A 17,561-nucleotide genomic window follows, 5' to 3' on the forward strand; every position below is an offset into this window, starting at 1 on the left:
GTTGGATCATCCGTCTCACCCACTTTTCGTGATGACTCAATTATACGTCAAAAAAAGCACAGCCACTTCAATTTTCTTGAAGTGCTGTGCTTTTTTATAGGACGGACTTTTTCAGTGGCCTCCTAAGACAGCAGCGGTTCTTTAAGTGGAATTCCAGCTTTGCGAGGATATGGAGTGGGTGTTGCGGCTATTTTCTTGGCGATGACCAAGTGCCTCACCGATTCTTCTATAGGCAGAATAAATCGGTGGGTTTCCACCACTTCAGCTTGAAGCTCCTGCAAGCTTCGCTTCGCTTCTTGAAGTTCGTCGCCGACATCTTGGCCTTTCATCGCAATGAACAAGCCATCGACCGAGGTGAACGGCAAACAAAATTCGTTGAGTACCGCCAAACGGGCCACCGCACGGGCTGTGACCAAATCATATCGGTCCCGGTGTGCAGCCTGTCTGGCGATATCCTCTGCTCGTCCATGCACACAGGTGACATTAGATAACCCAAGAGACATTGACAAATAATTCAAGAATTGTATTCTTTTGTTAAGAGAGTCTACGATGGTGACTTGCAGATGAGGATACACAATTTTCAACGGAATGCTAGGAAACCCTGCCCCGGAGCCAATATCGGCAAGCGCCGCATGATCCTCCATGGAAACATAAAAAGAAAGCGATAGCGAGTCAAAGAAATGTTTGAGGTACACTTGCTTCCTTTCTGTAATCCCAGTTAGGTTCATCCGTTCGTTCCAATCCACAAGCTCCCGGTAATACGTTTCGAATTGAGAGAGCTGCCCCTCGGTTAAGTGAATTCCATGAGGCTCAAGCAGCTCGATAAATTGTTGTTGTACAGAATCCATATTTATCCTCTCGAAGCAATGACTTTATTATAATGCTCCAAGTGCACGAGCAGAATGGAGATATCCGCAGGAGTCACACCGGAGATCCGGGACGCTTGGCCGATGGAGATGGGTCTGATCTTGGCGAGCTTTTGCTTCGCTTCTATCGCCATCCCATGAATATCTTCATAGATGATATCATCCGGAATTTTTTTCTTCTCCATCTTGCGCAGACGCTCGACTTGAAGAAGCTGCTTCTCAATATATCCGCTGTATTTCACCTGGATCTCGACCTGTTCTTTCATATCTTCGGTCAGTTCGACGGAAGATGGCGACAGGGTATGCAGGTGCTCGTAAGTTACTTCCGGACGTCGCAGAAGCGAAAGTAAATCTACCGAGTTGTTGATTTCAGCACTGCCGAGCGAAGCGAGAAGACTTTGAACCTCTGCCGTCGGCTTCACCTTCGTCGTCTTCAGGCGCTCTAATTCCTCTTCCACCCGCTGTACCTTGTCTTGATAGCTGGCATACCGTTCCTGAGAGATCAGTCCGATATCATAGCCCGTTTGGGTCAACCGAAGATCCGCATTGTCGTGACGGAGCAGCAGGCGGTATTCCGCACGTGATGTGAGAAGACGGTATGGCTCGCTAGTACCTTTCGTGACGAGATCGTCGATCAGTACGCCGATGTAAGCTTCCGAACGGTCAAGAATCACCGGTTCTTTCTGCTGTACTTTCCGCGCGGCGTTAATGCCGGCCATAATCCCTTGGCCTGCTGCTTCTTCATAGCCTGAAGTGCCGTTGATTTGACCGGCTGTGAACAGCCCATCGATCGCCTTCGTTTCGAGTGAAGGCTTCAACTGCGTAGGTACGACGGCATCATATTCAATCGCATAACCGGTACGCATCATCTCTACCTTCTCGAGGCCCGGAATCGAACGGAGAATCTGAAGCTGCACATCCTCCGGCATGGAAGTGGACAACCCTTGGACATAATACTCCTTGGTATTGCGGCCTTCAGGCTCCAAGAAGATCTGGTGCTTCGGCTTATCGCTGAAGCGCACAATCTTATCTTCGATGGAAGGGCAGTAGCGTGGGCCCGTGCCTTCGATAGCACCGGAGAACATCGGAGCGCGGTGGAGATTGTCATTGATGACTTGATGGGTCTGCTCCGAAGTATACGTCAGCCAGCAAGGCAGCTGATCAGGAACTTCCTGCGTCGTTTCATAGGAAAAGAATTTGGGCTTCTCATCCCCTGGTTGAATCGAGGTCTGTGAGAAGTCGATGGTGTCGCCATGAACCCGCGGCGGGGTTCCGGTCTTGAACCGGACCAGTTCCAATCCATGCTTGCGCAGCTCTTCCGACAGCTTTACGGAAGGCTGCTGGTTGTTTGGTCCGCTTTCGTACATAAGCTCGCCCATGATAATTTTGCCGCGCAGGTATGTCCCCGTCGTCAGGACGATGGCTTTCCCGTGATAGGTAGCGCCTGTCTTGGTAATGACGCCGCGGCATACGCCGTCTTCCACAACAAGCTCCTCTACCATGCCTTGGCGCAGTGTGAGCTTCTCCGTACGCTCAATCGTTTCTTTCATGCTCTGCTGATACAGGAATTTGTCCGCCTGCGCACGAAGTGCATGAACGGCAGGCCCCTTGCCGGTATTCAGCATCCGCATTTGAATGTATGTCTTGTCGATATTCCGTCCCATTTCGCCGCCGAGCGCATCGATCTCCCGGACGACATGGCCTTTGGCCGGGCCGCCAACCGAAGGATTGCACGGCATGAAGGCGACCATATCCAGATTGATGGTCAGAAGCAGCGTCTCACATCCCATCCGTGCGGATGCCAGCGCAGCCTCAACTCCAGCATGACCGGCTCCGATGACGATAACGTCGTACTCCCCTGCACTATAGCTCATCGGTGAACCTCCTCTTACTTCTGTAATTTTATATGAAATGCGATTCTTATTTGCCAAGACAAAACTGCGAGAAAATCTGATCGATTAAGGATTCGCTGACCGCATCGCCGATAATTTCGCCGAGATGCTCCCATGCGTTCCGTATATCAATCTGGATCATATCGATCGGCACATAGCTTTCCGCCGCTTGGTGAGCTTCCGTCAATGCCGTACGCGCCTGCTTCAACAAGCCGATATGCCGCGCATTGCTAACATAAGTCAGATCACTTGATTCTACCTGACCACTGAAAAAAAGACCAGCAATAGCTTTTTCCAAGTCCGAGATCCCTTCTTGAGCCAGAAGAGACATCCGGACCACATGCTCGCTTCCGAACGCCCCGGTCAGAAAGTCCATCTCAATACGCTGCGGAAGGTCCTGCTTATTGATAATGGCGATGACCTGCCGCCCCCGAAGCTGCTCAATAAGCTCCAGCTCGCCTTGCTGCAGCGGTTCCGAACCGTTCATGACCAGCAGGATCAGATCAGCATCCGACAAGGCCTGCCTCGACTTCTCCACGCCGATCTGCTCCACCACATCCGAGGTTTCCCGGATCCCGGCCGTATCAAGCAGCTTCAGCGGGATCCCGTTCACATGAACGTACTCCTCCACCACATCTCGCGTCGTGCCCGCGATTTCCGTAACAATGGCCCGCTCTTCCTGCGCCAGCGTATTCATCAGCGATGACTTGCCGACATTCGGTCTTCCGATGATGGCCGTGACGAGTCCTTCACGCAGAATTTTGCCTTGTTGGGCGGTCGTCAGCAGGTGTTCAATATCGCCAAGGGCCGCCGAACATTTATCCTTGATGAACAAGTTCGTCAGTTCCTCGACATCATGTTCCGGATAATCGATGTTGACTTCGATATGAGCCATGAGCTCCACAAGACGGAAGCGCAGTTCCTTGATCCGCTTGGAGAGCGTACCCTCCGATTGCTTCAGCGCAATACGGAATGCCCGGTCCGACTTTGCGCGAATGAGATCGATGACGGCTTCCGCCTGCGACAGATCGATCCTTCCGTTCAAGTAAGCTCGCTTCGTGAACTCGCCGGGTTCGGCGAGCCGTGCGCCATGCTCGAGAAGCAGATCCAGCACTTTACGAACCGAGACGAAGCCTCCGTGACAAGAGATCTCCACCACATCTTCTTTCGTGAACGAGCGCGGCGCACGCATCACGGTTACCAGTACTTCCTCGGTCCGCTGGCCTGTATCCGGTTCCCGGATATAACCGTAATTCACCGTATGGGTTTGCACCTCAGCCAGCTTCTTTTTGCCGGCAAAGATCCGGTCACTGACCTCGACGGCCTCGTCCCCGCTTACCCGGATGACCGCTATCCCGCCTTCGCCCGAAGGGGTGGCAATCGCCGCGATGGTGTCTTGATTCATGATGCATTCCTCTCCAATCCTTCGATTCTAAAGAAAAAGCAATGTAGTCATACGACGATGACGACATTGCAACGGGATCTAACGTAATACGATAACCACCCGGCGGCTCGGTTCGTCTCCGCGGGAGAAGGTTCGCACCTGATGGTTCTGCTGCAGCTGGGCATGAATCACTTTGCGATCCTGCGAAGGCATCGGTTCCAAGACCACTTCCTTCTTGGTGCGGATGACCCGTTCGGCCAGCCGGTCAGCCAGCTCTCTCAGCGTTTGTTTGCGCCGTTCCCGGAACTGCTCCGCATCAAGGATGATCCTCACATGATGATCGGCATACCGGTTGGCGACAATATTCGCCAAATACTGAAGAGCGTCCAGCGTCTGCCCGCGGCGGCCGATCAGCATTCCGAGCTCGCCACCGAACAAGTGAAGCTCCGTCCCTTCCCTGCTCCGCTTTCTGTCGATCCGCACATTCGGAAGATCCATCGCACCAAGAACCTCCCGCAGGAAGGCTTCGGCCTCTTCGATGGGATCGGGCAGCACTTCCAGCTCGACACGGGCCTCCTTGACACCGAACAATCCGAACAAGCCTTTAGCAGGATGTTCCAGCACGGTGCTCTTCGTACGTTCTTCCGGAACCCCGAGTTGAGCCAAGCCGCTTGCGACCGCATCCTCAATGGTCTTCCCCGTAACCACGATTTTCTTCATCTGGCCACCTCACCCTGAAATTAGTTCCTTAATTTCAGTTACCTTCAAGAATCGCGGACACAGGCACCGGCCGCAACACGTACGTGCCAGATTACAACCGATTACTTCTTGAGCGAACCGTCATTCGGTTTGCGGTACAGGAAGTAGGACTGCACGATAGTGAAGATGTTGCTGTACACCCAGTACAGCGGCAGCGCCGACGCGAAGTTCATGGCCATCACGAAGATCAGGATTGGGAAAATGAACATCAGGCTCTGCATTTGGGGATTCATCTGCGATGACATGACCTTCTGCTGCAGGAAGGTGGTTAAAGCAGCGAGAAGCGGCAAAATATAATAAGGATCCTTCGTTCCAAGCTGCATCCATAGAAACGAGTGGGTTCCGATTTCGGTATTACGCATAATGGCATTATACAAAGCGATGAGAATCGGCATTTGGACGACAACAGGCAAACATCCGGCCAGCGGGTTGACGCCTTCTTTTTGGAAAAGCTTCATCGTTTCTTCCTGCTGCTTTTTCGGATCATCCTTGTACTTGTCCTTGATTTTCTTCATCTCCGGCTGCAGATCCTGCATCCGCTTTGAACTCCGGTACTGCTTCAGCGTCAGCGGGAGGATGATAAGACGAATAATGATCGTAACGACAAGGATGGAGAGTCCGTAAGAACCCCACATGAGATCGGCGAACCAATCAAGCGTGCTCGCTAAGGGACCAACGGCAAATCTGTCCCACATGCTTTTGCTGGGATCAATAGGCGTATTAGCCGGTGAGCATCCCGCAAGCAGAAGAAATACCGCAAAAAACGGTATGTATTTAAGTGATCGGCGCGTCAAAAGAACATCCTCCCAGTTTCATCTTTTCCAATAATACACTATATCATATCTATGGCTGCAAAGAAACTAATCTCAAGGTTTGAGAAAATGAATCCCCGGCTTTATTATAACGATTCCTTGCGGGGGGCTTCTTCTTTCTTTTGGAGCAAAGAGGCTCTTTTGAAGACATGGAACACACTTTTTTCCATCTCATGATACGTCATTTTCGCCGCCGGTTTGCGAGCGATAAGAATGAGATCATAACCGCGGGGCATTCTTGCCGCATTCAGCCGGACAATTTCTTTCAATACCCGCCGGATCCGATTACGCACTACGGCGTTGCCGAGCTTCTTGCTCACCGACACCCCGAAACGGAAGGAGACCAGCTGTGGCTGGAATTTATAATATAGTACGAACTGGTGGTTCGCGGCCGACTTCCCGTACCTGTACACTTTATCGAAATATTCTCTTTTGGTCAGACGATTCCTTTTTTCCATATATCCTCGCACTCCCACAAAGCCCATCCGTAAATTACGGCACAACTTCCCTATCCTTTACGGAAGTGGGCGGTTTTAAACCCTGACCTTCCCCCAAAAGACGCGGTCCGGCGGCAACGATTCCGCTTCATCTATAGTAACAATAAAAAAAGACCACCTGTACAGTGGTCTTTCGTCTTATGCGCTGAGTACTTTTCTGCCCTTCAGTCGACGAGCGGCCAGTACTTTGCGACCATTCTTCGTGCTCATTCTTTTACGGAAGCCATGAACTTTGCTGCGCTTTCTGACATTCGGTTTAAATGTAGGTCTCATTGATCGTGCACCTCCTTACTACAGGAAACTCGTTCCCTTAAAAATACCTTTCAACATTAAACCACTTTCAGCTCCAAAAGTCAATCTCTAGGAAACGGCAAAGTTATACACAAGCAAGTCCGGTTAACGGCCAAAACAGCCTGTGTATAATTTTTTCACGGATCTCCACAGGTTTTGTCGAATTGTAAACAGCATATTAACAATATCTTGTGCTGTTGATAAGTTTTTCACACAAGGTGTAGGTAGTGTGGATAAATACAAAAGTTCCGTTGCGTACCGGGGTCATTTTTGATATCATGAGTATGTTTTCCGTTGTGGATATAACTTTTTGTCAACAATGTTATCAACAGCCTGTGGATATCTTTGTGAACAATTTTCAGGCCTCTGAATAATTTTGTTTCTGCCGCCCTGCATAATGTGGATAGTTTACGACACCATTCCGTTTTTTTCTACAGGATCACGGCTTATGCCACACCGGTTATTTTTTTGAAGGAGTGAATACATTGTGGAGAGCCATCCTAATGACCAGTGGCAGCAAGTACTTCTAATATTGCAAAAAAGGGTGAGCAAACCGAGCTACGAAACGTGGCTTGCGTCCACAAGAGCCGTGATTTTCAACAATTCGACGGTGACGATCTGCGCTCCCAACAAATTTGCAAGAGAATGGCTGGAAGACCGCTACACCAAACACATCAACGAAGCCATTGTCGATTACAAGGGCCACCCGGTCGAGCTCAAATTCACGATTGAAGATGAGCAAACGGAAGCTGCCGGCACTCCATCCGAAGCCCTTCCCGTGAAACCGAAGCAGCCACCTGCAGCCGAAGAAACATTCAGCCATATGATGAACCCGAAATATACGTTCGATACGTTCGTGATCGGGGCCGGGAACCGGTTCGCGCATGCAGCGTCGCTGGCCGTCGCCGAAGCGCCGGCCAAAGCTTACAATCCGCTGTTCCTGTACGGAGGCGTCGGACTCGGCAAGACGCACTTGATGCATGCAATCGGCCATTTTGTGCTGGAGCACAACCCGAGCGCCCGCGTGCTCTATATCTCGTCGGAGAAGTTCACCAACGAGTTTATCAACGCTATCCGGGATAACCGGGGCGAGAGTTTCCGTGCCAAATACCGCAGTATCGACATTCTTCTTATAGATGATATTCAGTTCCTTGCCGGTAAAGAACAGACCCAGGAAGAGTTCTTCCATACGTTCAATGCGCTTCACGAAGAACGTAAGCAAATCATCATCTCCAGTGACCGGCCGCCCAAAGAAATACCGACGCTCGAGGAACGGCTTCGATCCCGCTTCGAATGGGGTCTCATTACGGACATCCAGCCGCCGGACCTGGAGACACGGATCGCCATCCTGCGCAAGAAAGCGAAGGCCGAGAATCTGGATATTCCGAACGAAGCGATGGTCTATATCGCCAATCAGATTGATTCGAACATCCGGGAGCTCGAAGGTGCCTTGATCCGAGTCGTGGCCTATTCCTCCCTGATCAACGAGGATATTACTTCCCACCTGGCCGCGGAAGCTTTGAAGGATATTATTCCGAGCTCGAGGCCCAAAGTGATAACGATACAGGATATCCAGGCGAAAGTCGGGGAATTTTACGGACTGAAGATCGAAGATTTCAAAGCGCGCAAGAGAACCAAGACCGTTGCATTCCCACGGCAGATCGCGATGTATCTCGCACGGGAAATGACGGATTTCTCTCTGCCTAAGATCGGGGATGCATTCGGGGGACGTGACCATACGACGGTCATTCATGCCCATGAGAAAATCTCCGCTGCTTTGAAGGCGGATCAGGATCTCTATAAGATCATCCAGAACATCAGCGAGAAAGTGAAGAACGTGACGATGTAAGTCGCTTTATTTTCTGTTTCTTGAAGTTATACACAGACTTGACCCTTGGGATAACCAGCTGAATATGGAGAAGCCTATGCACAAACTATTCACATGTGGATAGGCTTTTCCTATGCCCCTTTAGGCCACATATCCACATATCCTCAGCCCCTACTACTATTACTAATAAAAAAAAGGTAATATAAAGGGTATATGCCGTATCCGACTACTTTAGAACCCGTAGGAGTGACATTATGAAGTTAACGGTACTGAAAGAATACTTGAACGAATCCATACAGCACGTCTCGAAGGCCATTTCCAGCAAAACGACCATTCCCATTTTGGGCGGAATCAAAATAGATGCGGATTCGACCGGAATGACCTTAACGGCCAGCGACACGGATATTTCAATCCAAAGTTTTATCCCCAAGGAGAAAAACGAAATTTCGGTGATAGACCTGAAGCAGGCCGGAAGTGTCGTTCTGCCTTCCAAATTTTTTGTCGAGATTATTCGAAAGCTGCCGGCGCAGCAGGTTGAAATTGAAGTGAAGGAAGGCTTCCATACGACCATCCGTTCCGGCTCTTCCGAAATCCAGCTGGTGGGCCTCGATCCGGAAGAGTATCCGATCATGCCGGGGATTGAAGAGAACAAGCGGATTCAGATTCCAAGCGATTTGCTCAAGACCATGATCAAGCAGACCGCGTTTGCCGTTTCGACTAACGAAGCCACCCCTATTCTTACGGGGATTTTGTGGACGATCGCCGACGGCAAACTCAAATTCACGGCCTGTGACAGACACCGCCTGGCAAGCCGCGAAACCCATATCGATACCGAGGAAGGCTTTGTTCTCAGCAATGTGTCGATTTCCGGCAAAACGCTCAACGAACTCAATAAAATTTTGCCAGACCAAAATACGTTGATCGACGTGGTGTTCGCGGAGAACCAGGTGTTATTCAAAATGAGCTCCATTCTTTTCTATTCCCGTATTCTCGACGGCACCTACCCGGATACGTCCAAGCTCATCCCGCAGACTTATCAGACCGAGCTTGTCATCAATACCAATGATTTGGCCGATGCGATCGACCGTGCTTATTTGCTGTCCCGTGAAGAGAAAACGAACATCGTCAAGCTGATTATGCGCGAGGATCAGACCATCGAGATCTCCTCCTCCTCTTCTGAACTCGGCAAAGTAACCGAGGAACTGACGGCCGCCCGCCTGAACGGTGAGCTGCTGCGGATCTCCTTCAACTCCAAATACATGCTCGATGCGCTCAAAGTCATGGATTCCGAGCACATCCACATCGGCTTTACCGGCGCCATGCAGCCCATTATTATCCGGCCGGACGAGAATTCCAGCCTGCTGCAGCTGATTTTGCCTTACAGAACGACCGGATAAAGGAGCATTCACCTATGAAATCAATAGCCATTCACACTGAATACATTACGCTGGGGCAGTTTCTGAAGCTTGCAGACTGTATATCCACAGGTGGACAAGCCAAGCCATTCTTGGAGGAAACAGCGATTACCGTCAATGGGGAGCCGGAGAACCGCCGAGGCCGGAAGCTCCGCTCATCCGATATCATCAAAGTGGAAGGCTGCGGGGATTTTCAGGTGGTTCAAGGCTGATGCAGTTAACCCGGCTCGCACTTCAAAACTACCGGAATTATGAGCATGTGGAGTTTAAGACGGACGCCATGGTCAACATCATTGTGGGTCCCAATGCGCAGGGAAAGACGAACTTGCTCGAATCGATCTTCGTTCTGGCTCTAACCAAGTCACACCGGACCAATCAAGATAAAGAGCTTATCCGCTGGGAATCGCCGGCGGCCCAGCTGCACGCCGAAGTGGACAAGCGCTACGGGAGTGTGCAGCTGGACTTGTCGGTCTCACAGCAGGGGAAAAAAGCTAAGATCAACGGGCTCGAACAGAAGAAGCTGAGCAATTTCATCGGCTCCTTGAACGTCGTCATGTTCGCTCCGGAGGATCTTGAGATTGTGAAGGGCTCTCCGGGCGTCCGTCGGCGATTTCTTGATATGGAGATCGGTCAGGTGCATCCTTCCTACCTGTATGACCTTTCCCAGTACAACAAGATCCTTGTGCAGCGCAACAATTACCTCAAACAATTGTTCTCTTCCTCGGCTTCCGCGCCCCTTTTGGAAGTTTGGAATGAACAGTTGGCTGCTTTTGGTATTAAAATCATGAAAAAACGTCAAAGCTTTATAAAGAAGCTGCAATCCTGGGCGGAGAAGATCCATGGGGGGATCACAAACGGAGAGGAGCAGCTGCGAATTGACTATGACAGCTCTCTCTCCGGCAGCCTGGAGGAAGATGAAGCTGTTTTATTCGACCAATTTATGATAAAGTTATCACAGGTGAAAGATCAGGAGCTGCGGCGCGGCGTGTCGATGGTAGGACCCCACCGTGATGATTTACGGTTCTATATCAACGGCAAGGAAGCACAGACGTTCGGATCTCAAGGTCAGCAGCGGACAACGGCATTGTCGCTGAAGCTGGCCGAGATTGAACTGATTCATGAAGAAGTGGGCGAATATCCTCTCCTTCTGCTTGATGACGTGCTATCCGAGCTGGACCGGTACCGGCAGACGCAGCTGATCGAGACGTTTCAACGCAAGGTGCAGACCTTCATCACAACGACCGGCATTGAAAGTGTGGATGTATCCAAACTCGAAAGCGCTTCTGTGATTCATGTACGCAGCGGAAGCTTGACATAGATAGTTACGCCGATAAGGAGAGGGCCTGCATGTTTATCCATTTGGGCGGGGAGAAAATCATTCGCGCATCGGAGCTTGTCGCCATTTTTGACTTATCCATCGAAAAATCCTCCAAAATTTCCAAGCAGTTCGTGACTTATGCCAGCAAGGAAAAGCGCGTCGAAGTCATTGGCGACGAAGAGAGCAAATCGCTGGTCGTGACCCAGACGAAAGTATTTTACTCTCCCATCTCTTCCATGACGCTTAAGAAACGCGCCCATCAGCTGCTCACGAATTAGCACGACCATAAAGCCTCTCTGCACAGATATAAACTTCTTAGAAAAGGCTTCGAAAGAAGCTTTTCTTATTACGGAAAAGTGGGTGTCTGCATGTCTGTAAATCCAGGTACGACCTATGATGAAAGTCAGATCCAGGTGCTAGAAGGTCTGGAGGCGGTACGCAAACGGCCCGGTATGTATATCGGCTCGACAAGCGCCCGAGGCCTTCATCACCTGGTGTGGGAAGTTGTCGACAACAGTATCGACGAAGCGCTGGCCGGCTACTGTACACGCATCGAAGTCATGGTACACAAGGATAACTCCGTTACCGTTATCGATAACGGCCGCGGTATTCCGGTCGGCGAACATCCGAAGCTGAAAAAATCGACGCTTGAAGTCGTGCTTACGGTTCTTCACGCCGGAGGCAAGTTCGGAGGCGAGGGGTATAAGGTTTCCGGCGGTCTTCACGGGGTGGGCGTCTCTGTCGTTAATGCCTTGTCCAAGAAGCTGGTAGTACAGGTCAAGCGGGAAGGCAAAGTCTATCAGCAGGAATACAGCTGTGGTGCGCCTCAGTATGACATTAAGATTATCGGCGACACGGAGATGACCGGTACACAGGTCACCTTCTGGCCGGACGATGCCATCTTCACCGAGACGACGGAGTATGATTTCGATACGCTTCAGTCCCGGATCCGGGAACTGGCCTTTTTGAATAAAGGCATAGAGATCGTGCTGAGCGATGAGCGGACGGACACTTCGCAGACATTCATCTACGAGGGCGGGATCATTTCGTTCGTCGAGCACTTGAATCAGAACCGGGAAGCGGTCCATCAGCCTCCGATCTATGTGGAGGGCGAGAAGGATAACATACAGGTCGAAGTGGCGCTCCAGTATAACGACAGCTACACGGAGAATATCTACTCCTTTGCCAATAATATCAATACGCATGAAGGCGGGACTCACGAGTCCGGGTTCAAGAGCGCGCTCACCCGGATCCTGAACGAATATGCCCGTAAATATAACGCGATTAAAGACAGCGATGCGAATTTGTCCGGTGATGATGTGCGGGAGGGCTTAACGGCTATTATTTCCGTTAAGATTCCGGATCCCCAGTTCGAAGGGCAGACGAAGACGAAGCTTGGCAACAGCGAAGTCCGGGGCATTGTGGAGTCTTTGTTCGCGGAGAAGCTCGAGGAATTTCTGCAGGAGAACCCGGCCATCGCCAAAAAAATCGTCGAGAAGGGCGTGCAGGCCCAGCGTGCCCGCGAAGCGGCGCGCAAGGCCCGTGAGCTCACCCGGCGCAAAAGTGCGCTGGAAGTCAGCTCCCTCCCCGGCAAGCTTGCCGACTGCTCCTCGAAGGATGCCTCGATTTCCGAGGTCTACATCGTTGAGGGTGACTCGGCCGGCGGTTCCGCCAAGCAGGGACGCGATCGTCATTTCCAGGCTATCCTGCCGCTTCGGGGCAAGATTCTCAATGTGGAGAAGGCACGCCTGGACAAAATCTTGTCCAATACCGAGATCCGGGCCATCATTACAGCCCTCGGCACAGGCATAGGTGAGGATTTTGACATCGCCAAAGCCCGGTACCACAAAATTATCATCATGACGGATGCGGACGTGGATGGAGCCCACATTCGGACGCTCCTTCTTACCTTCTTCTTCCGCTACATGCGCAAATTGATCGAAGCGGGATTCGTGTACATCGCTCAGCCGCCCCTCTACAAGCTGGAGCGGAACAAGACCGTGCGGTATGCCTACAACGATAAACAGCGCGAGGCCATTATGGCGGAATTCGGAGAAGGTGCCAAGGTCAATGTGCAGCGTTACAAGGGTCTTGGAGAGATGAACCCCGGACAGCTGTGGGAAACCACAATGGATCCCGAAAGCCGTACTCTGCTGCAGGTTAGCATCCAGGATGCCATTGATGCGGATGTCGTATTCGATACCTTGATGGGGGATGCGGTAGAACCTCGCCGTGACTTCATCCAGCTGCATGCCAGATATGTGAAGAACCTGGATATTTAATCTCCTGACTTACCCATACCGAACCCTTTGGGGTTCATCTTGCGGATCTGCTGCAGCGGGGCTTTATTCATCGGCCTGCAGCAGTTTCGCGATTTTCAGGGATATAACGGGCATAAGGATTTACCGTATTACTTCGTACTTGTCATCTCATACATCTCTTTTGAATAAAGGCCTAATCCAGTACTGTAGGAGGTACCAATGTCGGAAGAACCTCGTTCGCAAGTAAAAGAAATTGATATCGGTTCAGAAATGCGCACCTCCTTTATGGACTATGCGATGAGCATTATCGTCAGCCGCGCACTCCCGGACGTCCGGGATGGACTGAAGCCTGTGCATCGACGGATTCTCTTTGCGATGTCCGAGCTTGGCATGTCTCCGGACAAGCCGTACAAGAAGTCGGCGAGAATCGTCGGTGAAGTTATTGGTAAGTATCATCCGCACGGGGATTCGGCAGTTTACGAGACCATGGTCCGTATGGCGCAGGACTTTTCTTTGCGGTATATGCTGGTGGATGGTCACGGGAACTTTGGTTCCATTGACGGGGATATGGCGGCAGCCATGCGTTATACCGAAGCACGTCTCTCTAAGATTGCCATGGAGCTACTGCGGGATATCAATAAAGAGACCATCGATTTTGTGCCCAACTACGACGGAGAGGAACACGAACCATCCGTACTTCCTTCTCGTTTCCCGAACCTTCTCGTTAATGGGCTTTCAGGAATTGCTGTCGGTATGGCGACGAACATCCCTCCGCATAACCTTACCGAGGTTATTAACGGCGTGCAGCAGTTGATCCAGAACCCGGAAGTGACTCCGCTTGAATTGATGCAGTCGATCAAAGGACCTGACTTTCCTACCGGCGGTTATATTATGGGCCGTGAAGGAATCAAACAGGCATATGCGACCGGCCGCGGCTCTGTCATTATGCGCGCCAAGGCAACGATCGAAGAGAACGGTAACAAGGCACGGATCCTTGTGCATGAGCTGCCTTATCAGGTAAACAAAGCACGGTTGATCGAGAAGATTGCGGAGCTCGTACGCGAAAAGAAAATCGATGGGATTACCGATCTGCGGGATGAGTCGGACCGCAACGGGATGCGAATCGTCATCGAACTGCGTCGCGACGTGAACCCGAACGTCGTTTTGAATAATTTGTACAAGCAGACTGCTATGCAGTCCAATTTCGGTATTATTATGCTTGCCTTGGTGAATGGCGAGCCCAAAGTGTTGAATCTTCGTGATGTGCTCTATCACTATCTGGAGCATCAGAAGGTTGTTATCCGGCGGAGAACCGAATTTGAACTGCGCAAGGCGGAAGCTCGCGCTCATATTCTCGAAGGTCTTCGTATCGCGCTCGATCATCTGGATGAAGTGATTGCGCTTATCCGTGCTTCCCGCACAACCGAAGAAGCAAGAGAAGGCCTCATAAGCCGGTTTGGACTCAGTTTTGACCAGGCACAAGCCATTCTCGAGATGCGTCTGCAGCGTCTTACAGGCTTGGAACGTCAGAAGATCGAGGATGAGTATGCCGAGATTCTGAAGAAGATTGCCGAGTACAAAGCCATTCTAGCTGATGAGCAGCTCGTACTGGCCATCATTAGTGAAGAATTAAATGAAATCAAAGAGAAATTCGGGGATGACCGCCGCTCGGAGATTACCATCGGCGAAGAAAGCATTGAGGATGAGGACCTCATCCCGCAAAGCGATGTTGTCATCACCATTTCTCATACCGGTTATATCAAACGTCTGCCCGTTACCACCTACCGCAGTCAGCGCCGCGGGGGCAAAGGGATCATGGGTATGGATACGAAGGACAAGGACTTTGTTGAACATTTGTTTGTAACCAACACACACCACTACCTATTGTTCTTTACCGACAAGGGTAAGGTGTATCGTCTGAAGGCCTATGAGATTCCGGATCTCAGCCGTACGGCTCGGGGAACACCGATCATCAACCTGATTCAGATCGAACAGGGCGAGACCGTCAATGCGGTCATTCCTGTAGAGGGCTTCGACTCGGACAAGTACCTCTTCTTCGCGACGAAGAAAGGGCTTGTGAAGAAAACGTCGTTGGACGATTACAGTAACATCCGCAAAGGCGGATTGATTGCTATTACTCTTCGTGAGGATGATGATCTCATTGGGGTGCGCCTAACGGATGGCAACCAATCGATCATTATGGGTACCGCCCAAGGCATGTCCATTCATTTCCCTGAGAACGAAGTCCGTGCTATGGGACGGTCGGCCACAGGTGTGAAGGGGATCCAACTTGACGACGAAGATGATGTAATCGATATGGATGTTGTCCATGAGGATAACAGTGTCTTGATCGTTACCTCCAAAGGCTTCGGCAAGAGAACTCCTGTATCGGAGTATCGTTTGCAGTCCCGAGGCGGCAAAGGGATCAAGACCTTGAATGTTACCCCAAAAAATGGACCGGTAGTCGGCTTGAAGATCGTGCAAGAAGACGAGGATCTGATGATCATTACCGCCTTCGGTACCGTTATTCGGACCAGCATGTCAGGTATTTCATTAATGGGCCGCAATACGCAAGGCGTCCGGCTGATTAACATCCGGGAGGAAGATGAAGTTTCTACTCTTGCCAGAGTGGAGAAGAGTGAAGATCCGCCAGAGGATTTAGAGGAAGGCGAAGAAGCTGGCGAGTTCATCGAAGATGGAGAAGCTTCGGATGAACCGACGCAAGAATAGGTAACAATAACAAAAAGAATGGGGGTTACATCCCATTCTTTTTGTTTTATAATGAAAGTACATAGGTCTTCCGAATTATTTTATTGTGAGCGGCCTACACTTTGTGATAGTAGACTGAAGGCAGAGAGAGGGATTCTCATGGCGACTGTCCCTGTTACCCAACTTAAGTTTGGCGACAAGATCAGCGAGAATGTTATAACACAACGAAACCAGGTGCTTTTTCCGAAAGGGAGAGTGATATCCGGACAAGATAAGGACATATTACAGGCATTCCTCATCTCCTCAGTTGAAATTGAGTCCAAGGATATGAAGGCGGAGAAGGCTGAGGAATCGACGGTTACATCGGATAAGCCTGCGGGGCCCAAATCTACGTTCCAGGAGCAGTATGAAATAATGCTCCGCCTGCTTCGCCAAGTATTCGATAGCGTGGGTCCTGGCGGACAGGCCCCACCGACGTTAGAGATCCGGACAGCCCTTGAGGGGTTGATTCGGCACATAGACCAATACAATGTGCTGACTTTTAATCCAAGTAAGTTTCATCTAACGGATTATCTATACCACAACAGCATTATGGTGAGCCTTACTTCGTATCTCTTGGCCCGTTGGCATGGTTGCGCGGCCAAGGACTTAATCCCCATTGCACTTGGGGGGCTTTTACATGACATCGGTAACGCAAAACTGGAGCCCTCTCTTTTATACAAGCCGGATAAGCTGAATGCAGATGAACTCGAGGGGATGAAGAAGCATACCATTCTCGGTTACAACATCCTCAAAGGGGTAGCTGCGTTAAATGAAGGAGTCAAACTCTCTGCTCTGCAGCATCATGAACGGGAAGATGGATCGGGCTACCCGCTGGGAATCTCAGGCGACAAAATCCATCTTTATGCCAAAATTGTCGCTGTGACAGATATGTTTCATGCGATGACTTCAGACAGATTCCATAAGAAGGCCAAATCCCGTTATCTTGTACTCGAAGAATTATTGCAAGAATCATTCGGCAAACTCGATCCGGCTATTGTCCAAACATTCGTCCAAAAAGTGACTTCGTTTCATAATGGGACGTTAGTCAAACTCAGTGATGGAAGAACGGGAGAAATCGTATTTTCGGACCGTACCCATTTGACAAGACCTTGGGTGAATGTGAATGGGACTATTATAAATCTGTCTGTAGATCGCAGCTTATATATTCTCGATGTCCTTGCGCCCTAATTTGGGGATAGGGAACTTGACGAGAGAAAAGGTATATGTTAAATTGGTCTTCGCTGCTTTGAGGCGGGGACTTTTTTTAACGAATTGGAACTCAATAAAAAAAATACTTGCAATCAAAAAGGCAGTTGTGGTATATTAATCAAGTCGCCGCTAAACAGGTGGACGAGATAAAAGAAAATTGCCCTTTGAAAACTGAACATCGAGTGAGTGTTAAATATAGAAGCTCAGTAATGAGTTTCTGCCATGCTTCAAAATGAGCAAGTCAGCTTTTCTTTAATGGAGAGTTTGATCCTGGCTCA

General features: G+C 50.3%; 15 protein-coding genes. 8 read left to right on the plus strand and 7 right to left on the minus strand.

Features of this window, described 5'->3' with window-relative positions:
* Positions 1-122 precede the first annotated feature (122 nt).
* The 7 genes from rsmG to rpmH form a co-directional block, all read right to left on the minus strand.
* Positions 123-848 carry a 16S rRNA (guanine(527)-N(7))-methyltransferase RsmG gene (gene rsmG / locus O9H32_RS32510; protein WP_269870220.1) on the minus strand — a complete coding sequence of 242 codons (726 nt, stop codon included), beginning with the start codon at positions 846-848 and terminating at the stop codon, positions 123-125.
* Between the two features lie 2 nt (positions 849-850).
* Positions 851-2,740, minus strand: a complete 1,890-nt coding sequence (mnmG, locus tag O9H32_RS32515) for a tRNA uridine-5-carboxymethylaminomethyl(34) synthesis enzyme MnmG (RefSeq protein WP_269870221.1) — start codon at positions 2,738-2,740, stop codon at positions 851-853.
* Between the two features lie 46 nt (positions 2,741-2,786).
* Positions 2,787-4,163, minus strand: coding sequence for a tRNA uridine-5-carboxymethylaminomethyl(34) synthesis GTPase MnmE (gene mnmE, locus O9H32_RS32520; RefSeq protein WP_269870222.1), 1,377 nt, complete (start codon positions 4,161-4,163; stop codon positions 2,787-2,789).
* A gap of 78 nt (positions 4,164-4,241) precedes the next feature.
* Positions 4,242-4,862 (minus strand): RNA-binding cell elongation regulator Jag/EloR, encoded by a 621-nt coding sequence (gene jag / locus O9H32_RS32525; RefSeq protein WP_269870223.1) that lies wholly within the window; start codon positions 4,860-4,862, stop codon positions 4,242-4,244.
* 101 nt (positions 4,863-4,963) lie between these two features.
* Positions 4,964-5,695 carry a membrane protein insertase YidC gene (gene yidC / locus O9H32_RS32530; RefSeq protein ID WP_269870224.1) on the minus strand — a complete coding sequence of 244 codons (732 nt, stop codon included), beginning with the start codon at positions 5,693-5,695 and terminating at the stop codon, positions 4,964-4,966.
* Between the two features lie 104 nt (positions 5,696-5,799).
* Positions 5,800-6,171 (minus strand): ribonuclease P protein component, encoded by a 372-nt coding sequence (gene rnpA / locus O9H32_RS32535; protein WP_269870225.1) that lies wholly within the window; start codon positions 6,169-6,171, stop codon positions 5,800-5,802.
* A gap of 177 nt (positions 6,172-6,348) precedes the next feature.
* Positions 6,349-6,483, minus strand: a complete 135-nt coding sequence (gene rpmH, locus O9H32_RS32540) for a 50S ribosomal protein L34 (RefSeq protein WP_014372796.1) — start codon at positions 6,481-6,483, stop codon at positions 6,349-6,351.
* A 505-nt stretch (positions 6,484-6,988) separates the two neighbouring features.
* On the opposite strand from rpmH, the gene dnaA reads away from it, so the two are divergent.
* The 8 genes from dnaA (at position 6,989) to O9H32_RS32580 (ending at position 17,262) form a co-directional block, all read left to right on the plus strand.
* On the plus strand, positions 6,989-8,350 hold the full coding sequence (gene dnaA, locus O9H32_RS32545; RefSeq protein ID WP_269870226.1) for a chromosomal replication initiator protein DnaA: 1,362 nt from the start codon (positions 6,989-6,991) through the stop codon (positions 8,348-8,350).
* Between the two features lie 233 nt (positions 8,351-8,583).
* Positions 8,584-9,726 carry a DNA polymerase III subunit beta gene (gene dnaN / locus O9H32_RS32550; protein WP_269870227.1) on the plus strand — a complete coding sequence of 381 codons (1,143 nt, stop codon included), beginning with the start codon at positions 8,584-8,586 and terminating at the stop codon, positions 9,724-9,726.
* Positions 9,727-9,740: 14 nt separating this feature from the next.
* The gene (yaaA, locus tag O9H32_RS32555; RefSeq protein WP_269870228.1) at positions 9,741-9,956 is read left to right on the plus strand and encodes a S4 domain-containing protein YaaA; all 216 of its coding nucleotides are present in this window, start codon (positions 9,741-9,743) and stop codon (positions 9,954-9,956) included.
* On the plus strand, positions 9,956-11,062 hold the full coding sequence (recF, locus tag O9H32_RS32560) for a DNA replication/repair protein RecF (RefSeq protein ID WP_269870229.1): 1,107 nt from the start codon (positions 9,956-9,958) through the stop codon (positions 11,060-11,062). The genes yaaA and recF overlap by 1 nt, the downstream gene beginning before the upstream one ends.
* 29 nt (positions 11,063-11,091) lie before the next feature.
* Positions 11,092-11,340, plus strand: coding sequence for an extracellular matrix regulator RemB (gene remB, locus O9H32_RS32565; protein WP_269870230.1), 249 nt, complete (start codon positions 11,092-11,094; stop codon positions 11,338-11,340).
* 90 nt (positions 11,341-11,430) lie between these two features.
* Positions 11,431-13,344, plus strand: a complete 1,914-nt coding sequence (gene gyrB / locus O9H32_RS32570; RefSeq protein ID WP_269870231.1) for a DNA topoisomerase (ATP-hydrolyzing) subunit B — start codon at positions 11,431-11,433, stop codon at positions 13,342-13,344.
* A 198-nt stretch (positions 13,345-13,542) separates the two neighbouring features.
* A complete protein-coding gene (gyrA, locus tag O9H32_RS32575; protein WP_269870232.1) occupies positions 13,543-16,053 on the plus strand; it encodes a DNA gyrase subunit A in 2,511 nt (836 codons plus the stop codon).
* Positions 16,054-16,191: 138 nt separating this feature from the next.
* The gene (locus tag O9H32_RS32580) at positions 16,192-17,262 is read left to right on the plus strand and encodes an HD-GYP domain-containing protein (RefSeq protein WP_269870233.1); all 1,071 of its coding nucleotides are present in this window, start codon (positions 16,192-16,194) and stop codon (positions 17,260-17,262) included.
* The last annotated feature ends 299 nt before the right edge of the window (positions 17,263-17,561 follow it).

The sequence above is a fragment of the Paenibacillus caseinilyticus genome (assembly GCF_027533645.1).
In the GTDB taxonomy this organism is placed as follows: Bacteria; Bacillota; Bacilli; order Paenibacillales; family NBRC-103111; genus Paenibacillus_G; species Paenibacillus_G caseinilyticus.